General features: G+C 59.7%; 17 protein-coding genes and 8 pseudogenes. 16 read left to right on the forward strand and 9 right to left on the reverse strand.

Annotation, left to right across the window (positions count from 1 at the left end):
* Positions 1–424 precede the first annotated feature (424 nt).
* Positions 425–589: pseudogene (locus G5S42_RS41535) on the reverse strand (IS6 family transposase); the annotation flags it as partial.
* Between G5S42_RS41535 and G5S42_RS41540 the strand changes: the two are divergent.
* The 3 genes and pseudogenes from G5S42_RS41540 to G5S42_RS41550 all read left to right on the forward strand — a co-directional run.
* Positions 581–1,123: pseudogene (locus G5S42_RS41540) on the forward strand (IS6 family transposase); the annotation flags it as partial. The pseudogenes G5S42_RS41535 and G5S42_RS41540 sit on opposite strands and share 9 nt — an antisense overlap.
* A 301-nt stretch (positions 1,124–1,424) precedes the next feature.
* Positions 1,425–2,117 carry an IS6 family transposase gene (locus G5S42_RS41545; protein WP_176112374.1) on the forward strand — a complete coding sequence of 231 codons (693 nt, stop codon included), beginning with the start codon at positions 1,425–1,427 and terminating at the stop codon, positions 2,115–2,117.
* Between the two features lie 383 nt (positions 2,118–2,500).
* Positions 2,501–5,371 (forward strand): insulinase family protein, encoded by a 2,871-nt coding sequence (locus G5S42_RS41550; RefSeq protein WP_176112375.1) that lies wholly within the window; start codon positions 2,501–2,503, stop codon positions 5,369–5,371.
* Positions 5,372–5,509: 138 nt separating this feature from the next.
* Here G5S42_RS41550 and G5S42_RS41555 read toward each other — a convergent pair whose 3' ends face one another.
* Positions 5,510–5,722, reverse strand: a complete 213-nt coding sequence (locus tag G5S42_RS41555) for a hypothetical protein (protein ID WP_176112376.1) — start codon at positions 5,720–5,722, stop codon at positions 5,510–5,512.
* Between the two features lie 279 nt (positions 5,723–6,001).
* Here G5S42_RS41555 and G5S42_RS41560 point away from each other — a divergent pair, with 279 nt between their 5' ends.
* From G5S42_RS41560 to G5S42_RS41580, 4 genes are all read left to right on the forward strand, one after another.
* Positions 6,002–6,739 (forward strand): IS6 family transposase, encoded by a 738-nt coding sequence (locus G5S42_RS41560; protein WP_176112377.1) that lies wholly within the window; start codon positions 6,002–6,004, stop codon positions 6,737–6,739.
* A gap of 495 nt (positions 6,740–7,234) precedes the next feature.
* Positions 7,235–7,534, forward strand: coding sequence for a DUF7673 family protein (locus G5S42_RS41570; protein WP_176112379.1), 300 nt, complete (start codon positions 7,235–7,237; stop codon positions 7,532–7,534).
* Positions 7,535–7,541: 7 nt separating this feature from the next.
* Entirely contained in the window at positions 7,542–7,997 is a 456-nt protein-coding gene (locus tag G5S42_RS41575) for a ParC-related protein (RefSeq protein ID WP_176112380.1), read from the forward strand.
* Positions 7,994–8,287, forward strand: coding sequence for a type II toxin-antitoxin system RelE/ParE family toxin (locus G5S42_RS41580; protein ID WP_176112381.1), 294 nt, complete (start codon positions 7,994–7,996; stop codon positions 8,285–8,287). Before G5S42_RS41575 ends, G5S42_RS41580 begins: the two co-directional genes overlap by 4 nt.
* Before the next feature lie 85 nt (positions 8,288–8,372).
* Here G5S42_RS41580 and G5S42_RS41585 read toward each other — a convergent pair.
* Positions 8,373–9,056: pseudogene (locus G5S42_RS41585) on the reverse strand (IS6 family transposase); the annotation flags it as partial.
* An 80-nt stretch (positions 9,057–9,136) separates the two neighbouring features.
* Between G5S42_RS41585 and G5S42_RS41590 the strand changes: the two are divergent.
* From G5S42_RS41590 to G5S42_RS41600, 3 genes and pseudogenes are all read left to right on the forward strand, one after another.
* A protein-coding gene (locus G5S42_RS41590; protein WP_176112382.1) for an IS630 family transposase occupies positions 9,137–10,122 on the forward strand; the annotation gives its coding sequence in 2 pieces (ribosomal slippage) (positions 9,137–9,596 and positions 9,596–10,122; 987 coding nt in all).
* A gap of 271 nt (positions 10,123–10,393) precedes the next feature.
* Positions 10,394–11,026, forward strand: a pseudogene (locus G5S42_RS41595) (IS110 family transposase); the annotation flags it as partial.
* 734 nt (positions 11,027–11,760) lie between these two features.
* Positions 11,761–12,153, forward strand: coding sequence for a bactofilin family protein (locus tag G5S42_RS41600; RefSeq protein ID WP_176112383.1), 393 nt, complete (start codon positions 11,761–11,763; stop codon positions 12,151–12,153).
* Between the two features lie 210 nt (positions 12,154–12,363).
* On the opposite strand, the pseudogene G5S42_RS41605 reads toward G5S42_RS41600, so the two are convergent.
* The 6 genes and pseudogenes from G5S42_RS41605 to G5S42_RS41630 form a co-directional block, all read right to left on the reverse strand.
* A pseudogene (locus G5S42_RS41605) lies at positions 12,364–13,679 on the reverse strand (IS701 family transposase).
* A 334-nt stretch (positions 13,680–14,013) separates the two neighbouring features.
* Complete coding sequence (locus G5S42_RS41610; protein ID WP_375792148.1) at positions 14,014–14,718, reverse strand: ABC transporter ATP-binding protein; 705 nt, start codon at positions 14,716–14,718, stop codon at positions 14,014–14,016.
* A gap of 17 nt (positions 14,719–14,735) precedes the next feature.
* A complete protein-coding gene (locus G5S42_RS41615) occupies positions 14,736–15,527 on the reverse strand; it encodes an ABC transporter ATP-binding protein (RefSeq protein ID WP_027198609.1) in 792 nt (263 codons plus the stop codon).
* 20 nt (positions 15,528–15,547) lie between these two features.
* Positions 15,548–16,717, reverse strand: coding sequence for an ABC transporter permease subunit (locus tag G5S42_RS41620; protein WP_176105254.1), 1,170 nt, complete (start codon positions 16,715–16,717; stop codon positions 15,548–15,550).
* Positions 16,718–16,743: 26 nt separating this feature from the next.
* Positions 16,744–17,694 carry a branched-chain amino acid ABC transporter permease gene (locus G5S42_RS41625; protein WP_176112384.1) on the reverse strand — a complete coding sequence of 317 codons (951 nt, stop codon included), beginning with the start codon at positions 17,692–17,694 and terminating at the stop codon, positions 16,744–16,746.
* Between the two features lie 208 nt (positions 17,695–17,902).
* Positions 17,903–18,235, reverse strand: coding sequence for a type 1 periplasmic-binding domain-containing protein (locus tag G5S42_RS41630; RefSeq protein ID WP_176112385.1), 333 nt, complete (start codon positions 18,233–18,235; stop codon positions 17,903–17,905).
* Between the two features lie 1,262 nt (positions 18,236–19,497).
* Here G5S42_RS41630 and G5S42_RS41635 point away from each other — a divergent pair.
* From G5S42_RS41635 to G5S42_RS41660, 6 genes and pseudogenes are all read left to right on the forward strand, one after another.
* Positions 19,498–19,725: pseudogene (locus G5S42_RS41635) on the forward strand (IS6 family transposase); the annotation flags it as partial.
* A gap of 155 nt (positions 19,726–19,880) precedes the next feature.
* Positions 19,881–20,212: pseudogene (locus G5S42_RS41640) on the forward strand (IS5/IS1182 family transposase); the annotation flags it as partial.
* A 307-nt stretch (positions 20,213–20,519) separates the two neighbouring features.
* A pseudogene (locus tag G5S42_RS41645) lies at positions 20,520–20,976 on the forward strand (transposase); the annotation flags it as partial.
* Positions 20,977–21,128: 152 nt separating this feature from the next.
* Positions 21,129–22,256 carry a phosphoribosyltransferase domain-containing protein gene (locus G5S42_RS41650; RefSeq protein WP_176112386.1) on the forward strand — a complete coding sequence of 376 codons (1,128 nt, stop codon included), beginning with the start codon at positions 21,129–21,131 and terminating at the stop codon, positions 22,254–22,256.
* The gene (locus tag G5S42_RS41655) at positions 22,246–23,004 is read left to right on the forward strand and encodes an HAD family hydrolase (RefSeq protein ID WP_176112387.1); all 759 of its coding nucleotides are present in this window, start codon (positions 22,246–22,248) and stop codon (positions 23,002–23,004) included. The genes G5S42_RS41650 and G5S42_RS41655 overlap by 11 nt, the downstream gene beginning before the upstream one ends.
* Positions 22,997–24,091 (forward strand): cysteine protease StiP domain-containing protein, encoded by a 1,095-nt coding sequence (locus G5S42_RS41660; protein ID WP_176112388.1) that lies wholly within the window; start codon positions 22,997–22,999, stop codon positions 24,089–24,091. The genes G5S42_RS41655 and G5S42_RS41660 overlap by 8 nt, the downstream gene beginning before the upstream one ends.

A 24,091-nucleotide genomic window follows, 5' to 3' on the forward strand; every position in this document is an offset into this window, starting at 1 on the left:
CATAGGCCCCTCAAGTTCTGATGGCGTTCGCTCCGCATCCGATGCTACATTTGGACCGGTGGAGAACGTCTAATCCGAACTCTTTGGCAGCGCCTCGCGAAGCGAGATGATCATCACAGAGTTCTACGCATCTTAAGCAACCGACGTGCCAACGATATTGCGCGAGAGTTCCTCAAAGAACAACGCGCCTATAGCCGCCATTGATGAGTTTTACTGTTCGACTTGAGACATCGATGTCCTGAACCAGACACAGCTCAAACAATAACACCCCGGACAAGGCGACGAATCTGCGTTCCTTCAGCAATCGCGTCAATTAGCTGGTTCTTTGTCATTTTGACCATAATAGATTCTTTTGAGAGGCGCAGAACAGGGCATTGTCAACTTGTCGGCAGTGGCACGGACTACTGCGAAGAGTGTCAATCGCTCAGGAGACAGTCGACGGATTTTGAGCGATGCCGGTGAATTCGCGCCACGCAGCGAATCGGGATGCGAGTTGTTTGCGATAGCGTGAAGCCCGTAGCAGGTGTCGCTTGAGCGCGAAGTGCTGCCGGATCAGGCCGAAGCTGGAGAGAAAAGCCTGCGTGCGCTTCCCGAGTTCGTCAAACGCTGGAACCGCTTTGCTACACCTGCGGGTCGCTCGTGGCGAGTCGATGAGACCTGCCTGAAGATTCGCGGCAGGTGGGTCTACCTGTACCGGGCAGTGGATCGGGCTGGCCAGACGGTGGACTTCATGCTCAGAGCCCGACGCGACATGGTTGCGGCCAAAGCTTTTTTCAGCAAGACCATCAAGCGTCAAGGCCAGCCGCCGGAGACCATCACGCTCGACGGCTATGCCGCCTCGCACCGCGCGGTGCGCGAAATGAAGACCGATGGTCTGCTGCCTGAAGAGACGAAGGTCCGGTCCTCAAATTATCTGAACAACGTGATCGAGCAAGACCATCGCCACATCAAGTCCAGAACGAACGTGATGCCTGGGTTCAAGCGATTCGGGAGCGCCGCGACCACGATTTCAGCAGTCGAGTTGACGCATCGCATTCACAAGGGACCGTTCGATCTCGCAAATCTCGGCCTCAAGGAGGCCGCTGCACCCGCCGTATGGAATGCGGTCCTGTTTGATCGATAAGCTTTCCTACCTATATAAACTTTCTCAACCCGCTTACCTATTTGCACCAGAACCCTCAGGATCTGGAGGATTGAACGCTTCAGCGGAATCGGCCTTGCCTTCCTTGTCGAGAGGAAGAGTGTGTCCTGTTTGGGACGTGCGCGACGTCAGCTTTCCGACAAATTTTGGGAATTTTGTTGCAACAGCACCGCAGCCGCGCTGGCCCGCACGACTTATTTGTAACCTCAGTTAGCCAAGAGTTTAAGTAAAGTACTTCATCGCTAGCATAGTCATTGCTTATAGAACACATCAGGTGAATGCAATGGAAAATAGTCTCGCGGTTCGGTGGTATTTCCGGTTCCAACTTGGCCTGCGTGATATTGAAGAACTGCTGTTCGAGCGCGGTGTCGTTGTCAGTTACGAGACGATCCGCCGCTGGTGCGACAAATTCGGCGCGGGCTTCGCACATCGCGTCAAAGCTGCTCGCCGCAAGCCTGGGCGCACATGGCATCTGGACGAAGTCTTCGTTATGTTGCGCGGTGAGCCTTATCTGCTCTGGCGGGCAGTCGACCAGCACGGCGCCGAACTCGACATCCTGCTGCAGAAACATCGCGATAAGGCCGCAGCAAAGCGCTTCTTCAACCGCGTGCTGGCCGCCTGTGCCGACGCGCCACGAAGGGTTGTCACCGATCAGCTTCGCAGCTACCCGGCAGCCAAGGCCGACATCCCCGAACTGGCAAACATCAAACACGTCTTCGTCAAGGCTGTGGCCCGGGTGAACAACCGGGCAGAGAACAGTCATCAGCCTACGCGTGAACGTGAGCGGCGCATGCGCGGATTTCGTGACCCGAAGCGCACGCAGGCTTTTCTCTCCAGCTTCGGCCTGATCCGGCAGCACTTCGCGCTCAAGCGACACCTGCTACGGGCTTCACGCTATCGCAAACAACTCGCATCCCGATTCGCTGCGTGGCGCGAATTCACCGGCATCGCTCAAAATCCGTCGACTGTCTCCTGAGCGATTGACTCTTCGCAGTAGTCCGTGCCACTGCCGACAAGTTGACAATGCCCCGATAACTATCCTTCTCAGGCGTGGCCGCTTGCTCGCGGGTTCGCGCCGCACCTGCAAAGCCATCCGGAAGTGCATCGACGGCCGCCGGTACTGTCGCAATAAGGAGGCTGACCGGCGAGTACACCGAAATATATAGGACTGCGAGTAGAATTGCTGGAAGGGAGAGAGTATCCTACCGCCATCGTTCATCTGGGCTTTGCAAATCAAAACCCGTTGGCCTCCACCAATTCCGTCCGACCTCAGAGTCCTTAGGGCCTCGAATCGGACAGGCCACGCGCGCCGCTGCGCTTGCCGTACCTCGTCGACCAACCAACCCGACACTGAACACGATGACCTCCTTCGAACACATCTCCAGTCACCCCATCCTGGATCTGCGCGCGCAGCTCGAGCAATACGTAGACCCCGCGTCCGGAGCACGTCATGTGCACTTGGCCAGCGACCAGGACGAATTCGCTTTCCTGGTTGGCTTTCCGACGGTTCCGCGAGCTAGCGACGGGCGTGCCCATATCCTCGAGCATCTTGCACTGTGCGGCTCCGAGCGTTTCCCGGTGGCGGCCCCGTTCTTCGCAATGCTGCGGCGCTCAACGGCGACTTTCATGAATGCGATGACGTACCCCGACCGCACGGTCTATCCGTTCGCGAGTACCGATCGCACCGACTTCTTCAATCTGCTCGACGTCTATCTTGACGCGACCTTTTTCCCCAAGCTGGATTACCTTAGCTTCCGTCAGGAGGGCTGGCGCCATTCCTTCAAGGACAATCGCCTAGTCCGTCAAGGCGTAGTGCTCAACGAGATGAAGGGCGCGTTTGGCAATCCACTGCGCGTCCTGTACTCCGCCCTCAACAAGGCTCTGTTCCCCGGAACGACCTACGCCGAGAACTCCGGCGGCGACCCGCTAGTCATCCCGGAGCTTTCGCACGAAATGCTGCTGGAGTTCCACGCCAGCCACTACCACCCTTCGCAGGCGATGTTCATGAGCGCTGGTCGAATCGAGGCAAAGGAGATTCAGGCCAAGCTCGTTGAGCGCGTGCTCTCGCGCCGCACGGCACGGTGCCCAGCGCGCCGGCCAGAGCTGGCTGATGACTGGATAGCACCGCGCCGCGCTCAGGTCAGAGTACCGTCGGCTCAAGGGCGCCCTGACGAACATGGCCTGCAGCTCAGTTGGCGCTTCGGTGAATCCAGCGACCCGCTAGCCACTGCACGACTTCGGCTACTGACCCACGGCTTGCTTGGCGACGCCTCCGCGCCGGTGATGAAGGCCATGCAGTCGGCCGGCTTCGGTCGACCAAGCCAGATGAATTTCGTCGACAGCGGCCTCCGCCAGCTTGTGCTGCATATTGGCATGGAAGGATTGACCGAGGCACAGGTGGAGCGAGCTAACAGCTGTATCGAGCAAGCCCTCGAGGACGCCGCAACTGTCGGTGTTCCGGTGGATGTCCTCAAGACCGCACTGCGCGACATGCGCTTTGCACAGCGCGAGATTCGGGGCGGCACCATCCCGGACGCACTACGCCGGTTGCTTGACGCAGTACCCTTGCTGATGAACGGAGGCGACGTCGCAGCGGCATTCGATATCGAACCCGTGCTTCAGCACCTCGAGAAAGAGATTGCGGACCCAGCCTTCTTCAAGCGTGCCGTCCGTGAGCTGATCAATCACCCGAATCTTCTGGCCACACACGTGATTGCAGATGCCGACTTCGCGACTCTGCGCGAGGTGCAGGAAGCCAAGGCGCTAGCGCTGAGGGATCGCGAGTTGAGCGACGACGAGCGTCGCCAGATCGGCGCCGAGGAGGCCGCTCTGGCCGAACACCGCAAGGCTCGAAGCAACACCGATGTACTGCCTTGCTTCCAGGCGAGCGAACTCAGGCGTGAGCCCATCGCGTTCCCAGAGATTCAACATCAGCACAGCTCGATTAGCGTCGTCGGTGCCGCCACCAACGGCATCACCTATGCGACCACGCTTTTCGATCTGAGCACGGCCCAGAATGACGATTGGCCCTGGCTATCCCTGTACGCCGACATCGTGCCGAAGCTCGGGACTGGTAGTTTGGGATTTGAAGAAGCGGGCCGTTGGCGCCAGCGTCAGGTGTCCTCGTTATCAATGACGCTGGACACCGTGGTGGAGGCCGGTCGCACGAGCCTGACGCCGCAACTGAACGTTCATGCCTCCGCGCTGACTGAGGACGAAGCCGGAATCCCCTCCGCCATCGCGGCGTGGACCTTGGTGCCGCGATTCGATGAACTCGACCGCATCTCGTTTTTGACCAAAGCGCGCGTCGCCCGTAAAGTCAATGGCTTGGCAGCGGCGGCCGACCGGTACGCTTCGCTGGCCGCGGCCGCGCCCTACTCGATTCGTCGGCAATTTGCCCACAGCGTGCACGGCTTAGCCTCTCTGCCATTCGTCGCCGCGCTAGGCAAGATGCTGGAGTCGCCGGAGGGCGTTCAAGCTATCGCCGACCACCTGAAGCGCATTCACCAACTGTTGCTGGAGGTGCCTAATCGCGTCATTTGGGTTGGCCTAAACGGATCGCCGCTCGAGGCCTCGAAGGCATTGGACCTGCGCCCCTCTCGGGCGGGAAGGCTCGGTGCATCTGACGCGATCTCACGTTCTCATGAAGTCGCCAACGTGGCCTTGCGTGTGGCAAGCCAGGTGAACCATTGCCACATTGCATGGGCCGCGCCTAGTTTCGAGCATCCCGATACTGCGCCTCTCGCCGTGGCCGCCAAGCTCCTGACCCATCTTGCGCTGCACCGCAAGCTACGCGAAGAGGGTGGAGCCTACGGCGGCTGGGCCAGATATAGCGCGGCGGATGGCCTTTTTACGATGAGTTCGTTTCGCGATCCCCGGCTGGCGGGCACCTACGCGGATTTCACGGGCTCGGTGCGTGAAATCCAAGACGCAAGCTTGAGCCAACAGACCCTCGACGAGGCCATCGTCTCAGTCATCAAGCAACTCGACAAACCCCGGGCACCATATGCCCTCGCCAGTGCAGCCGATCGTTCGGAGCGTCGCGGTGTGACGCAGGAGATGCGCCGAGCCTTCCGCCAACAAGTGCTCGCTTGCACTGTGATGCAAGTCAAGGAGGCGCTCGCTCGCTGGCTATCCCCGCAAGCGGCTAGCCGTGCCGCCGCTGTGGGAAATGCAAACCAGGATCTCTGCGGAATGGCTGTGATCGAGGTAGCTGACCTTGTGAATTGATTCAAGTGATTGCGGGTTTTCCGAAGGGGCGGAATTTGTGCGTGCACGGAAATCTCTTATAGTTATCCATGAACCGCAGCTGCCTGAACCGGCCGCAAAGCCTTGCCCGGCAAGGCTTTGCATTATCAATGAATGGGTTCAGAAAACGAACTGCTCATGCCCGTTGTGCAGCCGGTCCAGCAGTGCGAGGTTCAGCAGCCGCAAAGCACTGAGCATGCGCTGGCAGTCGGCCGGCTCGATGCGGTCCTTCAGGTCCAGCCAGAACGACATCGACTCGGCCATCTCCATCACGTCGAACATCCAGTCCTCCAGTGCGCCCGGATCTACCGGCAAGGTTGTCGGCTTATCCATGGCGGACCTCCCCGCGGGCTTCTTCGGGCGCGGTGCCCAGCTGGATGCGCAGGTAGGCATGCAGCACGTGCAACGTTCACAAGATGCCCCGGATGGCCTTGCTGTGCGCAGACCTGATGGGCCACGAAGCCCAGCGCATCGCACACGGTTTCGAGTTCCGTCAGCCAGTAGTCGCCCACGGGGTGGGCGGCCTGTAAAATTGCTTTCGGCCATGATTTCACCTGTCGGATAGGTGGGTTGCGGTCAGGCTCGCCTTGGTGTCTCACCGGCACTGTCACGATGAAGAAAAGAAAATCGCTTTATCACGGCCACCGGTTCCCGGCGGCAATCATTAGTCTCGCGGTTCGGTGGTATTTCCGGTTCCAACTTGGCCTGCGTGATATTGAAGAACTGCTGTTCGAGCGCGGTGTCGTTGTCAGTTACGAGACGATCCGCCGCTGGTGCGACAAATTCGGCGCGGGCTTCGCACATCGCGTCAAAGCTGCTCGCCGCAAGCCTGGGCGCACATGGCATCTGGACGAAGTCTTCGTTATGTTGCGCGGTGAGCCTTATCTGCTCTGGCGGGCAGTCGACCAGCACGGCGCCGAACTCGACATCCTGCTGCAGAAACATCGCGATAAGGCCGCAGCAAAGCGCTTCTTCAACCGCGTGCTGGCCGCCTGTGCCGACGCGCCACGAAGGGTTGTCACCGATCAGCTTCGCAGCTACCCGGCAGCCAAGGCCGACATCCCCGAACTGGCAAACATCAAACACGTCTTCGTCAAGGCTGTGGCCCGGGTGAACAACCGGGCAGAGAACAGTCATCAGCCTACGCGTGAACGTGAGCGGCGCATGCGCGGATTTCGTGACCCGAAGCGCACGCAGGCTTTTCTCTCCAGCTTCGGCCTGATCCGGCAGCACTTCGCGCTCAAGCGACACCTGCTACGGGCTTCACGCTATCGCAAACAACTCGCATCCCGATTCGCTGCGTGGCGCGAATTCACCGGCATCGCTCAAAATCCGTCGACTGTCTCCTGAGCGATTGACTCTTCGCAGTAGTCCGTGCCACTGCCGACAAGTTGACAATGCCCCGATCTGGCCTTCGACCCTGAGAAAGGCAAGCCGGACGAGCGTCCTGCGGCTATTTTTCTCTTCGACGACGTGCTCACGCGTGGCGCCCACTTCGCTGCAGCAGCCCGAAAACTTCGCGAAGTATTCGGCGACGTGCCGGTGATTGGCTGCTTCATCGCGCGCACCGTCATTCCGAACCCGTTTGACGATATCGACATCGACGACCTTCTTTTACGTCTTCCCGGCCCTTCGGGAGGCGCGCAATCTCATGAAAAAGGGCACCGAGGTGCCCTTTTTTGCTGATGCGGTTGATTGCCGCTCTCACGTAGACAGGTGTTATGTCCAACCGCCGCGACGCTCAAAAATACCCCGACCCCCACTTTACAGTAAAATGGGTTGGCGTACAATAATTGTAGGTGCCCCAATACCGTTGCCGGCGCAAGCCGGCCCTATGGAGTGACGATGCAACCCGTACAGATGACCCCAGCCGAACGCGCGGCGCTCGAGCGCCTGGTCGAGCACGCACGCGGCGACACCGGCCAGAGCCGGCGCGTGGCCGACTTCCTGCTGGCCTGGTGGAACGCCGGCCAGTGCGGCAGCTACGACCTCACGACCGCATGGGGCGTGGACGACACCATTATGGACGATATGTGCGTGGTGTTCCGCCTCGCCTCGCGGGCGAACAGCTATCCCGAGACGCTGGGCTGCGGCCCGCAGTTCGAGGCCATCGTGCGCGCATGGCGTCCCAAACTCGTTGAGTGAGATCCACATGGCAACCGAAACCATCGACCAGAAGACCCTTACGCAGCTCGTGGAAGCCGGCGCCGTGCGCGCGGCGCATGTCGTCGGCCACGGCAACGGCTGGACGCTTGCGGCCAAGTACGGCCTGACCGAGCGTTTCCTGTCGGCCAAGCGCGGCGACGTGCGCGTGTTCCGCAAGCTCGAAACGCTCGTGAGTTTCCTGCGCGACATGGGTATCAGCCGCTTCGACGTGGACGCGGCCGGCTTCGATCCTGACTCGATCGAGCGCACCACGCGGCCCGACCGATCGGCCGCGCTGAAGGAGGCGCACGCCGCACGCGCCTATGACAAGTGGTTCCGCGAGCAGGTGCAGGAGTCGATGGACGACCCGCGCCCGAACGTGCCGCACGCGCAGGTGCAGCAGGAGATGGCAGAGAAGAAGGCGGCATTGCGCAGGCGGCTCGCACGCGGGGCTAAATCTTGATCGTGGAGTGGCGCGCGAAGGCGCGCGAGAAACGGCACAGAATCTTTGATTACATTGCGGCCGACAACCCGGTTGCCGCGCTTGAGCTGGACGATGAAATCGAGCGGAAAACCGACGTCTTGCCCGAGCATCCCGAACTGTACCGTGCCGGCCGTGTGCGCGGCACGCGCGAAATGGTGCTGGGGCCGAACTACATTCTGGTCTACCGGGTATTGAAGCAGGCCGGCATCATCGAAATCGTGCAGATCGTCGGCGCACGGCAGGACTACCAAAAGGGGAAGCGAAAATGATGCTGATTGGCGGGTTGCTGTATGTTTTCGGGCGGCATTGTCAACTTGTCGGCAGTGGCACGGACTACCGCGAAGAGTCAATCGCTCAGGAGACAGTCGACGGATTTTGAGCGATGCCGGTGAATTCGCGCCACGCAGCGAATCGGGATGCGAGTTGTTTGCGATAGCGTGAAGCCCGTAGCAGGTGTCGCTTGAGCGCGAAGTGCTGCCGGATCAGGCCGAAGCTGGAGAGAAAAGCCTGCGTGCGCTTCGGGTCATGAAATCCGCGCATGCGCCGCTCACGTTCACGCGTAGGCTGATGACTGTTCTCTGCCCGGTTGTTCACCCGGGCCACAGCCTTGACGAAGACGTGTTTGATGTTTGCCAGTTCGGGGATGTCGGCCTTGGCTGCCGGGTAGCTGCGAAGCTGATCGGTGACAACCCTTCGTGGCGCGTCGGCACAGGCGGCCAGCACGCGGTTGAAGAAGCGCTTTGCTGCGGCCTTATCGCGATGTTTCTGCAGCAGGATGTCGAGTTCGGCGCCGTGCTGGTCGACTGCCCGCCAGAGCAGATAAGGCTCACCGCGCAACATAACGAAGACTTCGTCCAGATGCCATGTGCGCCCAGGCTTGCGGCGAGCAGCTTTGACGCGATGTGCGAAGCCCGCGCCGAATTTGTCGCACCAGCGGCGGATCGTCTCGTAACTGACAACGACACCGCGCTCGAACAGCAGTTCTTCAATATCACGCAGGCCAAGTTGGAACCGGAAATACCACCGAACCGCGAGACTATTGAGTTTTACTTAATTCATGACAACCGATTCTCTGCTGGTGCGTTATACGGTCATCGCGTTGAAGGGAGACTCGGTTGATGGCCAAAATGGACGATGCTACGCGCAAGCGGGTGCGTGCCGGTCGCTTGATGTTGGCGGGAAAGACGCCCGCCGAAGCGGCAAAGATGGTCGGAGTGGCGCGGCAGACCGCATACACGTGGAAGGCCCGACTCGAAGAAGGTGGCATCGATGCGCTTCGCGTGATGGCCACGGGGCGACCGGCCCAACTGGATGCGGCCCAACTCGAAGGTTTGCGCGCAGCGCTGCTGCAGAGCCCGTTGATACACGGATTCGGTACCGAACTGTGGACGCTCAAGCGCGTACGGGTGCTCATCGAGCGACTGTACGGCGTTACCTTCAGCGAGGTACATGTCTGGCGGTTGCTGGGCGCCTTGGGGTTCAGCTCGCAAAAGCCGGAGCGCCGGGCGATCGAGCGCAACGAGGACGCGGTACTGACCTGGAAGCGCAAGACCTGGCCCACGCTCAAAAAAAGTGTCCCGCCGAAGGACGACTGATCGTCTTCATTGACGAATCCGGCCTCTCGGAGCGCCCCACACGAGTGCGCACCTGGGCGCCCAAGGGCTGCACGCCGATCATTCAGTACCACTTCAACTGGAAGCACGTTTCGGCCATCGCCGGTCTTAACCGTACCAACTTCGTGTTCCGCCTGCACGACGGCGCGATCAAAAGCGCGCAAATCATCGAATTCCTCAAAGCGCTGCGCGCGCAACTCAGACGCAAGCTGATGATCGTGTGGGACGGCGCAGCGCAGCACAAGAGCCGTGTCGTGCGCGAATACCTTGACAGCACGGATGGCGCAATCCAGATGGCGCTGCTGCCCGGCTACGCCCCGGACCTGAATCCAGTCGAATACCTTTGGGCCTGGCTCAAGCGGCACGCATTGGCGAACTTCTGCCCTGATAACCTGGCCGAGCTGAAGCACACCGCTCGAAGCAAGCTCAAGAGCGGCCAGAAGCGCAAATCGATTATCATTGCCTGCTGGAAGCAAGCCGAGCTTTGGTGATGTCATGATTTACGTAACTCTCAATAGATAGCGGCAGGCTCATCGGACGGACTTCTGTAATGCGGTAGCCAACCCGCGGATATCAGCATGATCCACCGTCGAGATGTACTGCTACGTCGCCCTCAGGAAATTCCGACAATATGAATTCGACAAACTGAAAAACCGATCCCGATTGACACCGGGAGTCATATCAGCGGGCCTCCCACCGTCGTCGTGGAGGCGGCGGGGTTAAAGTGAGTTTGCGAACAGCTTTAACCAGAGGGAGGCTGAGATGAAATATAGCGGAATCGACCTGCATTCGAACAACAGCGTCGTAACGGTGACCGATGAAAATGATCGGGTGGTGGCCGAAAAGCGCCTCCCCAACGATCTGGCGAAGATTCTCGGAATACTCACGCCATGGCGCGACGAGCTGGCGGGAGTCGTCGTCGAATCAACGTTCAACTGGTACTGGCTTGTTGATGGCCTTCAGGCTGCCGGTTTCACCGTGGATCTGGCGCATACCGCTGCGATTAAAAAATACGAGGGGCTCAAGCACAGGGGCGACGAAACTGATGTTCGCTACCTTGCACACCTGATGCGGCTCGGGATCCTGCCTACGGGAGCCATCCTGCCGCCGGAACAACGTGCCGTCCGGGATCTGGCGAGGAAGCGGATGCAACTGGTGCGAAGTCGCTGCCAGCATATCCTCGCGGTCGAAAACATCACGGCCCGTCAGCATGGCACTCGCATCACCAGCAATCAGGCCATGGGCCTGAGCGCCGAAACCATCGACCAGATGCGGCTGCAAGAGGACGTGGCGCTGGCGATCAGGGCGAACGCGGCGGTCATTGCCACCCTTTCTGCACAGATCGAAATTCTTGAAAAGCGTCTTCAGGAAAAGGTGACTGCACAAGCGGAGTATTGGGGCTGTGCTACGCAAGGCCGGCAAGCCTGCAGTCCTCGCGCTTGCGATTGCCGCTTTAGCTGCAGGCGGTGGAGTAAGCGCCGCGCGTATCTGGCGCGCGATGCATGATACGGTCGTGGCGCCGAAAGTGCCGGTCGCACCCAACCCGGCGAAGCCGTCTCCGGTTCCTGCTGGCAGCTCCGACGGTACGATGCCGATCAACGCCGCGCCCGCACGTCCGCTTGTGTCGAGTGACCTCGACACGCACAGACCGGTGGCTCAGTCCGCACTCGCGGACGTCGATGCCCGCACTCTCGCTTCTCAGTCGGTTCTACCGGCTGCTCCAGTCGCCCAGGCTCCGCATGCTTCTGCCGTAAATGCAGCAGCAGCATCCCCCATTCGGATGCAGCGATCTTCGCCGTCCGCTACTTCTGTCAGTGGGATTTCGTCGCCGTCGCCTGCAACAGAGCCCTCCAAACTTGCGCCGAAGGTGACCGATGCCCCGAATAACAACCAGCCCGCGGCACGCCCCCAGTTGTGCCCGCCACAACCCAGGCGAAAGCGGTTCCCGGCGGGTCGGCGCAGGATGCTCCTAGGCTCGAGTCGCGCCCTGCCTTGCGTCCTCTGCATCGCCTTACCCACCACGCGGCGGCCACTGCAAACAGCGATATCGCCGAGCCGGCCGCTCCAGCGCAACCCAAAGCACAGCCCTCAAAGTCGGGCGATGTGCAGCTATTCTGATGAGGCGACCGATGAAGCAACAGCCGCTTAATGTCACGCTCCTGTCCGCGGGGCTATCGATCCACGGTGACGTCATCCTCGATCACGGTATGAGTAACTTCGGCATCGTGGACGGGAATGTCGTTTCAAGTTCCGGCCTCGTCCACATCGGCCCGGGAGGCATGGTGAAGGGTCAGGTCGAAGGCGAGCATGTCAGGGTGGACGGAACCGTCGAAGGCGACGTCCATGCCCGCGGCGCTCTGGAGATCAATGGCCGCGTGATAGGCAACGTCTACTACTACGGGACGATCCGTCTCGGCCCGCGTGCGTCACTTGAAGGGCAGGTCAAGCGCAGGAGCGATCTGACGATAGAGAACGCTGCAAGCAACGTTCAGCAGTTGTCACGCGCCGCATCGGACTCCTGATGATGGGGCCAGCCGACTGTCGTTCCGAGGTCGTGAATACGAAGGGTTTGGTCGAAAAACGCAACGTGGTGGTCGCAGACGGCCAGACAATCAACGAGCCCCTAGTCTTACTGTGTCACATAATCAGTTATGCAGCCTATTACCATACAGGAAGAATGTCATCGTTGCATGAGCCGTAGTCCAAGCAGGATACGCAACGTGGTAATGGAATCAGGAACGTGGCGTTGAGCGCGCTGGACTGCCCCGGGGGATGTAATCGGAGGGAAGGGCAGGCAGCGCGCGTTCGGGGAAGTTTTTTTTATCGCGCTCATCCGAGCGCATCCTGAGTCGCTGAGCCATCAGAAACCCATATGCAGCGATACTCAGCGTGGCGTGGTGGTGGAAGCCACGCCAGCCTCGCCCTTCGTAATGGCCGAGCCCGAACTCCTGTTTCGGGTCCTGATAGTCGCGCTCGATGCGCCAGCGCATCTTGGTCACGAACACGAGCTGCTCGAGGGTCGCCTCTTCGGGGGCGGTAGTGAGAAAGTATTTGAGCGGCTCCGTATCGCCATCAGGCCATTCAATGAGCAGCCATTCTTCGTCGCGAACGGTACTTCGCCAATAGTCGCGATGTGCGGGACGAACCCGCACGGCGGCAAAGCGAGAGGAAAGTGCTGCGTTGCTGCCTTCCCGCCAGGTGACGGTTTGCCAGGCGTTCACGGGCAATTGGATGGCCAGTTCCTTTACCGCGATCGGTTCGTGGCCGGGCCCACGGCGCAACAATGTCGGTGGCTTGCCGCGCCCGCTCCATTGCCTGGGTGGAAGTGGCGCCGTACCGTGCGCCCACACAGAGGTGCCAGGCCGTATCCCTACCGCGTACAACAAACCCAGTTCAGTTACCCCATCCCGGAAAGCGGTTTCGTCGCCGTACCCGGCATCGGCCAGCACGATGCCCGGGGCAACGCCGGATGCTATAGCCTCACGAAGTTAGGTCAACGCAATCTGGGGCTTGGTCTCGAAAGCCAGATCGTCGGGAATGCCCGCACGACGGGCACGTTCCCGGTCTTCAATCCATTCCTTGGGGACATACAGCTGCCAGGCAATCGGCAGGCTGCCACGTTGCGTCGCGATCGACAGGCTCACGGCGACCTGACAGTTGTCCTGTTGCCAAGTTGCCCACAGTACTGACGTGCCACCCCGACCGAATGACGCCCCTTCTTTGGAAAACCGGTGTCGTCAATAATCCAGAAGTAACCGGTTTCTTCAGCTGCGTGCGCGTCTAACGCGGGCATCACCCATTCGCGTACCCGCTGCAGGACCGCCCGGTCAGACCATTCTGCCTTGGCCACAAAATGGCGGAGTGACTGGTGCTTCGCACTCGCGTGAAGTGGGTCAATATGCGCGGCCATCGGCTCGACGCTCTTGCGTGACAACGGCAATACCAGGCCCGAACAGTAACCCTTAAGGCCGGCATGGCGATCGGCGTGCCCTAACGCCTGCGCCAGATGGTTCAGATACGCGTCAAATTCGTCGATATCTTCTCTCATCGCGATCGCCCGAAGTCTGTATTATTCAATACTACCAGGTATCGCTTCGCTGCAAATAAGTTTTTGTGACACAGTAAGACTAGACGTCCGCTGATTTGTAATATCCAGATTGAACGCGTCTGGATCGAACCTACCCCGCAACACCGCTGCGGAAAGTGATCCCGCTTAGGCACTGTCGACCTTAAAGCGATGGTGCGAGTTATAGCCGTAGTCGTAGATGCCTGTAAATGATCTAACGTGCAAAGCGCGCTTTTTGATCAGCGTGACCTCGGCATCGGCGGATCCTTCGGGAAGCCGGGACCCGACTTACCGTAGCCAGTATCACACAACAGCATTATTCTCCCAGGTAAGCGGCCCGAACCTTCGGATCGTCGAGCATCTGTTTCGCGTCGCCCGACATCGTGATCAGACCGGAGTCCATCACATAGCCGCGATTGGCCGCCTGCAGCGCGAGACGCGCGTTCTGCTCGACGAGCAGCACCGTCATACCTTCAGCGGAAATCGAGCGCACCACTTCGAAGATCTTCTCGACCATGATCGGCGACAGACCCATCGACGGTTCGTCGAGCAGCAGCAGTTTCGGGCGCGAGATGATCGCGCGCGCCATCGCGAGCATCTGCTGCTCACCGCCCGACAGCGTGCCCGCGTATTGCGAGGCGCGCTCCTTCAGACGCGGGAAGAAGCCGAACATGCGCTCGACGTCCGACTTGATACCGTCGGCATCGTTGCGCAGATACGCGCCCATCTGCATGTTCTCGACGATCGACATACGCGCGAAGATGCCGCGACCTTCCGGCACCATCGCGAGACCGCGCTTGAGCAACTCGTGCGCGGGCAGGCCTTTGATCGACTGGCCCATGTACTCGATGTCGCCGGCCGCGTACGCCTTCAGGCCGGTGATCGCCTTCATCGTCGTGGTCTTGCCCGCGCCGTTCGCGCCGATCAGCGTGACGAGTTCGCCCTGCCCGACTTCGAGGTCAACACCCTTTACCGCCTGGATGCCGCCGTAGTTGACCTGCAGGCCCTTGATTTTCAACATTGCTTGCGTCGTGGACATCAGTGGACCCCCGCACCCAGATAAGCTTCGATCACCTTCGCATCCTTCTGCACGTCCTGCGGCAGACCCTGTGCGATCACCTTGCCATAGTCGAGCACCGTCATCTGGTTGCACAGGCCCATCACGAGCTTCACGTCGTGTTCGATCAGCAGAATCGTCTTGCCGTCCGCGCGGATCTTGTCGAGCAGCTTGGTCAGCTCGACTTTCTCGGTGGCGTTCATGCCGGCCGCCGGTTCGTCGAGCGCGAGCAGCTTCGGATCCGTCGCCAGCGCACGCGCGATCTCCAGACGACGCTGGTGGCCATACGACAGGTTGCGCGACGTGTAGTCCGCGTATTGCGTGATGCCGACGTAGTCGAGCAGTTCGAGCGCGCGCTCCTTGATCTCGCGCTCTTCCTGGCGTTCGGCCGGGGTCTGGAACACCGCGCCGAGCAGACCGTGTTTGGTGCGCACATGACGGCCGACCATCACGTTTTCGAGCGCGGTCATGCCGCCGAACAGGCGAATGTTCTGGAACGTGCGCGCAATGCCCGCCTTCGCGACCTGATAGACCGCGGTCGGCGTGTAGTTCTCGCCGTCGAGCTTGAACTCGCCCGAATCCGGCGTGTACAGACCCGTGATCACGTTGAAGAAGGTCGTCTTGCCGGCGCCGTTCGGGCCGATCAGACCGTAGATTTCGCCCGCGCGGATCTGCAGGCCGACCTCGGAAAGCGCCTGCAAACCGCCGAAGCGCTTGTTGACGCCCTTCACCGACAGACGGATCGCCGCGTTGTTGCTTACGTTATCGCTCATGTCTTTTTCTCCACCGGACCTTATGCGCGCACCGGCTTCTTGCCGCTACGCTTCGCCAGCTTCGCAATCTTGTCTTCGTGCTTCGGCGCGGGCCACAGGCCTTCCGAGCGATACAGCATGATCACGACCATCGCCAGACCGTACAGCAGCTGACGGATCACTTCGGTATCGACGACTTCATGGCCGAAGATCATGTTCTGCAGCGGACCCATCGTGGAGCGCAGGAACTCGGGGAACACCGCGAGCAGCACCGCGCCGAGAATCACGCCGGGGATGTGGCCCATGCCGCCGAGCACCACACAGGCGAGCACCACGACCGATTCCCAGAACGTGAACGATTCCGGCGACACGAAGCCCTGGAACGCACCGAACATCGCGCCCGACAAGCCGCCGAACGACGCGCCCATCGCGAACGCGAGCAGCTTCACGTTGCGGGTGTTGATGCCCATCGCCTTGGCGGCAATTTCATCTTCGCGGATCGCGGCCCACGCGCGGCCGATACGCGAATGCTGCAGACGCGTACACGTCCAGATCACGAACAGCGCGCACAGCACGAACAGGTAGTAGTACAGGTACACCGCCGGGAACTGCATGCCGAACAGCGAGTGCGACTGCGCGAAGCTGAAGCCGCCGATCTGCACCGGCGCGATCCCGGTGATCCCCTTCGGACCATTGGTGATGTTCACCGGACGGTCGAGGTTGTTCATGAAGATCCGCACGATTTCCCCGAAGCCGAGGGTCACGATCGCCAGGTAGTCGCCGCGCAGACGCAGCGTCGGCGCGCCGAGCAGGATCCCGAACATCGCGGCCAGCGACATCGCGATCGGCACGATGATCCAGATCGGCACGTTCAAACCGTGCGGCGCGAGCGCCGCGATCCATTCGAATTGCGTCGACAGGTGCGGCGAACTCAGCAGCGCAGCCGTGTAGGCACCGATCGCGTAGAACGCGATGTAGCCCAAGTCGAGCAGGCCGGCAAAGCCCACCACCACGTTCAGGCCCAACGCGAGCATCACGTACAGCATCGCGAAGTCGAGCACGCGGACCCAGTAGTTGCCGCCCGCCGCGCCGATGATCATCGGCGCGGCGATCACGAAGATCGTCGTAAGGATGCCGATGGTCAGCGTCTTCGTGCGGTTCTTTTCGGGGATGAGCGTTGTGGACGGCTCGATCGGTTGAATTGAGGTCATGATTGTTGACTCCTTGTGGCCCGGGATCAGGCGCGATCCGCGACACGTTCGCCGAGCAGACCCGACGGACGGAACACGAGCACGACGATCAGCACGATGAACGCGAACACGTCCTGGTAGTTGCTACCGAACACGCCGCCCGTGAGGTTACCGATATAGCCGGCGCCCAACTGCTCGATCAGGCCAAGCAGCACGCCGCCGACCATCGCGCCGCCGAGATTGCCGATACCGCCGAGCACCGCCGCGGTGAAGGCCTTCAGGCCAGGGATGAAGCCCATGTAGAAGTGCGCGTTGCCGTATTCGGACGCGATCATCACGCCGGCGAGCGCCGCGAGCGCCGAGCCGATCATGAAGGTCGCCGAAATCACGAAGTTCGGGCTCACACCCATCAGGCTCGCGACGTTCGGATTCTCGGCGATCGCGCGCATCGCACGGCCGAGCCTGGTCTTATGCACGAGCAGCAGCAGGCCGCCCATCACGATGAACGCCACCACGATGATCACGATTTCGGTCATCGAGATCACGGCGCCGGGCGTCGTGTCGGTGGCCTTGATCACGTTGATCGGGTCAGTGGGCAACAGTTGCGGGAACGGCAGCGGATTGCGCGACCAGATCATCATCGCGAGCGTCTGCAGCAGAATCGACACACCGATCGCGGTGATCAGCGGCGCGAGACGCGGTGCGCGGCGCAACGGCCGGTAGGCCACGCGTTCGATCGTGTAGCCGACCACCGCGCAGACCGCCGCCGCGATGAGCAGCGCGATGACCAGCGTCAGCACGTTGCCGAGGCCGGGGAAGTGGTTCTGCAGCACACCTATGGCGGAGAGCGCAACCATCGCGCCCACCATCAACACATCGCCGTGAGCGAAGTTGATGATGCCCAGAATGCCGTAAACCATCGTGTAGCCCAGTGCGATGATGGCGTAGACACTGCCAAGCACCAGTCCATTCATGATTTGTTGGACCAGAATGTCCATTCCTCTCTTACTCCAGTTGACCGCCTACGGGTTGATACGGGGTAACGGACAGTCCGATGATGTCCGTTACCTGTCAAAAAATAATCGAGTGCGATCGCGGCTATCGCCGCAAATCGCACAGACCGTCACATGCGCGTCGATCCAGTCGCCTGTCCGATCGAATGCGACTTCCCGATCATGGTTGAGAATTGCATCTGCTTGTACACTGTCACGAAATCACGCCAGAAATACTGCGACCGATCGCCGTCGTGTCTCCCGAATAGACGAGTTTCTGAACGGAGTACGCGCCCGGTTCCCGACCCACTGCGTCATCCTCCGATAGCACTTCGACCGCAACCGAGCGACGATTTGCCGCTGCTGATGCTTTGTTCACATCTTCAACCGCGATTCGAACACCGCTTTCGTCGTTCTTTCCAAAGGTCAACTGCCCGCCTGTCAGCGGTTCAGCAACTATCTCCGTTGCGAATTTAGGCTGTCCAGCCACGCGGACACCGGACGGCAGTGCCGCGACCGAAGTGGACGACTGATTGATGCCATTCATGGATGTCCCTCTCTTTGTATTGCTCAACTGATAACGGGCTCCCATCCGTTTTGCCCGATATGCACGCAAGCTTCAGCCAAATCCACATATTCCAAAAGTCCGCGCGTTCTTTTTTTCGCCGAGTGTCGACGCGACATTTGACAGCATTCATCGTGTTCTCGACCAAGCGTTACTGACGGATCAATACATTTTCTCGGAGCCGCACGGATCACGTCAGCAGCCGCATCGCATCCCGCTAAGGCTAGCGTCAAAAGCGATCACACAGAACCAGAAATTTCTGTTGCGTGGCCCCGGAATAGCACTATTCGACTGGGACTCTTGAATTGCAAGCGTCGCATACTTACCCTTTTCGACTCATGTGCATGATCTCTATGTGCCCGACAGAATGACGCATCAGATCCAAAAATTCCTGAAGCGAACATCAGCTTGATGATGCCTTTGATGGCGCAGCGATCTCACGTGACGCTATGTTGTTCAGGTACCTCTCCTGGACAATTTTTGAGCGGTGTCGCCTACCCGTCGTTGCGCGCGTCAAGCGGCGATCAGATCGCCACCCTTTTGTCAACGGCCGCCTTTTTGTGGACCGCCAATGCTGATCAATCGCCATCCCGAAATAACGATGTGCATTAGCCATTGCAGGAGGGGGCGCAGCAGCGCATCGACCGTCTACGCCTCGTCACGCCAACCGCCGGCTTGTCTACAAAACCGCGCTTTCAAATAGCACCAACAGCCTGATGGCCTAATGATCAGCTTCGGGGCTCGGGCGGCCAACACCCTTTCGACGCTACGTTGCCTCCTTCAGAAGGACCAAGGTACCCCGGCACCGGCACAATACTGCGGTGGACCGAGGCAGGGCCCTATTCTATTTTGCGCGACTAGGAATATGAAATAAATTCGGCTTATATCCAAGCAGCTCACTTTTCCTTGCCACATAAATTCTACTTATGCCGACTTAAGCGAGTTATGCTTGTATCAGGGATGAACTGCCGTTAGGATTGCCCGATCACACCTTCAACGATCCGAGTGGACGCCGTTTCGGTGAGTGTTTTCAGGGCTACGAAGCTCATCCAGTGATGAAGTTCGATCCGATCGATGAGCCATCAGAATGAAGTGATCAAGCAGTTAAAGTGGTTGGTAGTTGGGGTCGTCGCGGAGCATGGTGAACGTGCATGGGCATCGGCGTCCGACTAAAGAAATGACCAAGGCTTTCTCCCAATAAGGGACCTGCCATGTTGAGGCCCCGAAGACGGACGATCTGGCCGATGAAGCAGAACCTGAATCGCGCGGTGGCGAAGGTGCTCAAGAGCCTACATTATCCGCTTGACGTAATCCTTCTCTGCGTGTGCCGGTACGCTGCGTATCCGCTGAGTCTACGTCACCTCGAGCAGTCGAATGGCGAACGAGGAATTTCGGTTCGCCATTCGACTGTGCATCGCTGGACACTCAAACTGTTGCCGGTTTTAGAGAAGCCGTTTCGGCGCTACAAGCGCTCACCGCCGAACGCGAGACGCCGATCAAGGTCTGCCAGAACACATACCCGAACAATTCAACGATCTGCTACTTAGCAAGTCTACTCGCTGGCGAAATAAGCAATCCTATGATATCGCGCTTTGCTATGACTGTTTCCTTTTCGCGACCAAATCCTGTTGGGACCGACAAGGCTTACGACATGTGCGACTCTGTTCGTGATTGCCGGACGCGCAACGTGACTCCCCATGTGGCGCGCAACGTTGCTCATCAAGACGGAAGCGCGATTGATGGGCGCGCTTCGCGGCACGCCGGTTATGGCATCAACCAGGTGAAACTTAAACGCATCGAAGAGTACTCCGGTTGGGGCAAGACCATTGGCAGAATTCGGCAGACCAACTATCGAGGCATCAAGCGGGTCACCAGCACTTCAGACTGACGATGCTGGCGAGCAACCTGACCGGAATGGCCCGAATACTGATGGCCGTGCCGCGAGGAGCAGCGCAATGAGTCGCCGGGACGCGGCCACCGGGCGAAAACGCGCCGGCTGGCTCACTCGCCTGTGGTGTGCCCCGGACGATCCATGTGCAACTCAGCGACGAATTGCATACGAAATCCCTTTAAACATTGCCGCGGTTGTCAAAACGAGGCGATTTTCGACAGCCTGTTAGGTCCTCGACCTCGCATCAAACTTGGGAAAGTCTGATCAATCGGCTACGCGGTCGTCGGTGATGAGGACGAAGACGTTGTAGCAGGAGGCTCACGAATCGGTCCCACGATCATGAAGCGGTAGCTCGGTCTTGCAGAAGTAGGAAGTCTGGACAAGAAGCAAGTGATCAGGCGTCAGCGTTTCCTTGCAGAGATGGAGAAAGTGGTACCGTGGGAGCGCTTGCTGTTGGCGAACTGGCCGTACTACCCGAAAGGCGAAGGGGGCCGCCCGCCGATAGGACCTGAGCGGATGCTGCGGATCTACTTTCTTGAACAGTGGTACGGCCTGACGGATGAAGGCCTTGAAGACGCGCTGAACGACAGTTTCGCGATGCGCGCGTTCCCGGACATCGGCTTGGCGCGCGAGAACCTACCGAATGCCGCCACGCTGTGAAGTTTCAGCGCCTGTTGGTCGCAGCATGAGTTGACGCGAAAGCTGTTCGATGAGATCGGCATCGCGCTATGCGAGCGCGGGGATGAAAGAAGGCACGCCGGTGGATGCCACGATCTTCGCGACACCGCCGTCGACGAAGAATGCCGAAAAGAGCCGTGCCCCGGAAATACACCCGCGCGGATGCTTAGCATCAGCCGTCGACGACCGTCCTTTTTTTAAAAGCCGCGAGTCGCACCGCCAAGCCATCGGCAATCGGCAATCGGCAATCGGCAATCGGCAATCGGCAATCGGCTCATTGATCAGCGTTTCGCAAGGAAGCAGTTCATGGACAGCAATGTAGTACCGACGTTCCTACGCGCTCAACTTAAGCGGGGACTGCTCGAGGTCAAAGTCGACGCCGCCGCCTTGCCCGCAGCTACCCTGTTCGGTTTCGCAGAGCGCCGGAATCCAAAGCGGGCATTCCTCTTCGTGTCAAAAGTTCTGGGACGACTCGTGCCGACGCGGCCATCGATCATGGCTGCCAGTTTCGAGAGCCTCGTCAGCGAGATCCCAGCGGACCTGCCCGGCCCAGTGCTGGTAATAGGCGTGGCCGAAGCCGCAGTTGGCCTCGGTGCCGGCGTGCACCGTGCTTACAGTGCCACGCGTTCCGACAGCGTGTACCTCACCAGTACCCGTCATCCTTTGGGTACCGACCTCTTTTCTCGATTCGAGGAAGAGCACAGTCATGCCAGCACCCATTTAATCCACCTGCCAGTCGATCCCGAGGTTCGTGATTTGATGCTCCAGGCCCGATCTTTAATCTTGGTGGATGATGAGGCTTCGACCGGCAAGACCTTTCTCAACCTGCACCGCGCACTAATCGAAGCCGGCCTGAACAAGATCGAGCGAGTGGTCACGTGCGTCCTGACGGACTGGTCTGGGGGTGCTGTGCGTAAGGCCATCGGAGAGTCGACCACCGCCGTATCCTTGCTGAGCGGCTCGTATCAGTTCCACGAAGATCAGTCCGCGCCCCCGCCGGATATGCTAGGTGTCGGCGCCGTTTCTATAGGCGGATGGCCTCTCTCACCCCGCAATGACTGGGGGCGCTTGGGCGTTCGCCACGTGGACGACACGCTCGCACCGAACATTCAGATCCAGCCCGGCGAGAAAGTCGTCGTAGTGGGTACCGGTGAGTTCGTCTGGCGTCCCTTCCTGCTGGCGGAGCGCGCGGAGCGAGCCGGGGCAGACGTCTACTTCAGCGCTACCACCAGGTCCCCTATAGCCATAGGCCACGCCATCGAGCACGCGCTGTCGTTTCCTGACAACTATGGCCTCGGTATTCCGAACTTCCTCTACAACGTGAAGCCCGGTCAATTCGACCGAGTTCTTGTCTGCACCGAAACCCCGGCGCAAGCGCTCCCTGCAGAACTGGTTGATGTCCTGAATGCGGAGATAATTCTCGATGAGCAGTAATCGCCCGCTGATATTCGTCGACCTCGACGACACCCTGTTCCAGACCGCAAGTAAGATGGCGGACGCCACCCCACGAATCATCGCCACCCTGGACGTGCATGGGCAGCCCAACGGGTACATGAACCCGGTCCAGAACTTCTTCCTGAACTGGCTGCTGGCCTCGGCCGACGTCGTTCCGGTTACCGCACGTAGCGTGGAGGCCTACAACCGCGTCAAGCTTCCTTTCACCGAAGGTGCAATCTGCTCCCATGGTGGCGTGATGCTCCGCCCTGACGGATCGCTTGACCAGCCCTGGCACGCACAGATGGCCGAGTCGCTCCGGACCTTTCAAGACCGGCTGTCGACACTGAGGGAGGCCACCCTGCAAATCGGCAAAGAACTGGGCTACTCCCTGCGCAGTTGGGTAGTTGAAGAGAAAGGTCTGCGCCACTACGTGCTGACCAAACACAACGAGTCCGACGACTCGGTGCTCACCGAGTTGCTGACCGAAGTTCAATCTCGAAGCATGTTGGAATGCATGCACACCCACGTTAATGGAAACAACCTCGCCCTCCTGCCTGCGGGTTTGGAAAAACGCTTCGCCGTTCAAGAATGGTTGCGCCGCGATCGTGAAGTCCACGGCGAGCGGCCGGTCCTGGGCTTCGGTGACAGCATCTCCGACCTGGGGTTCATGGACCTCTGTCACATGTGGTCAACGCCGGCGCGCAGTCAACTGGCAACAGTAGTGAAGGAGCTCATCAATGAGTAATCCTCTCGCCACCCTGCGCACCGTCGGCAGCGGCAGCTACGCCCCTGAAGATGTGCATTTCCTTTTGCAACGCGTGCAGATGAGCTTCACTACCGTTGAGGAAAAGGAGCTTCTGATTCAGACGAACCGGAAGCACTACTCCGAGATGATAAGCTTCGAGCAGGCTCCTACCGACGTGCACAAGGGTCTCTACACCCATGCCCTGGCGCGGAACGGCACTCGTATGGCTTCCAATGTTCAGGCATTGGCATTGGCATTGAGTGCCGCTTACACCGGGCCGAGCATCGCCCTGGTTTCATTTGTTCGCGCAGGCGTCCCCCTCGGTGTCCTGCTGCGCCGGGCACTCGTCGAAATGGGCCGCGATACTCACCACTACGGTGTCAGCATCATTCGCGATCGCGGGATCGACATGGTGGCTCTGGAAGCCATCATCCAGCTGCATGGGGCCGAAAAGATCGCCTTCGTGGATGGTTGGACCGGCAAAGGCGCAATCTCCGATGAGCTCAAGCGGACCTTGGACGACGACAAGCGCTTCCCAGCGGAGCCTCGCCTCGTTGTTCTAGCAGACCCCTGCGGCCGCGCTTGGCTGGCTGGCTCTGCAGAGGACTGGGTAATTCCGTCCGGCATCCTCGGTGCAACCGTGTCGGGCCTCATATCCCGCACCATCTGGCCGACTCAAGGTGGGCTTCATGGTTGCGTGACATACGACCACCTGCCTAAGCATGACGTAACCCGAGAGTTCATCGATAAGATCGAGGCCGAACGTGGGGCGCTGGGCGAAGTTTATCCCGCAATTCCATGGACCAACGAACAGCGATTGGACCTCCAAGCGTCCGCTGATCACGTGGTGTCCTCACTGGCAGCGCGTTTTGGCACCTTCAACTTGAATCGCGTGAAGCCGGGTATCGCTGAAGCAACCAGAGCGGTTCTGCGTCGTGTGCCTGATCACGTTCTGGTACGTGATAGCAACGACAGCGACGTGCAATTGTTAATGCATCTCACTGACCGCGCGGGCGTGACCGTAGAGGAAGCTGGCGCGGACCTGGGTCCGTATCGTGCCGCGACAATCACACGAAGTCCCAGCTGA

It is taken from the genome of Paraburkholderia youngii, assembly GCF_013366925.1.
In the GTDB taxonomy this organism is placed as follows: Bacteria; Pseudomonadota; Gammaproteobacteria; order Burkholderiales; family Burkholderiaceae; genus Paraburkholderia; species Paraburkholderia youngii.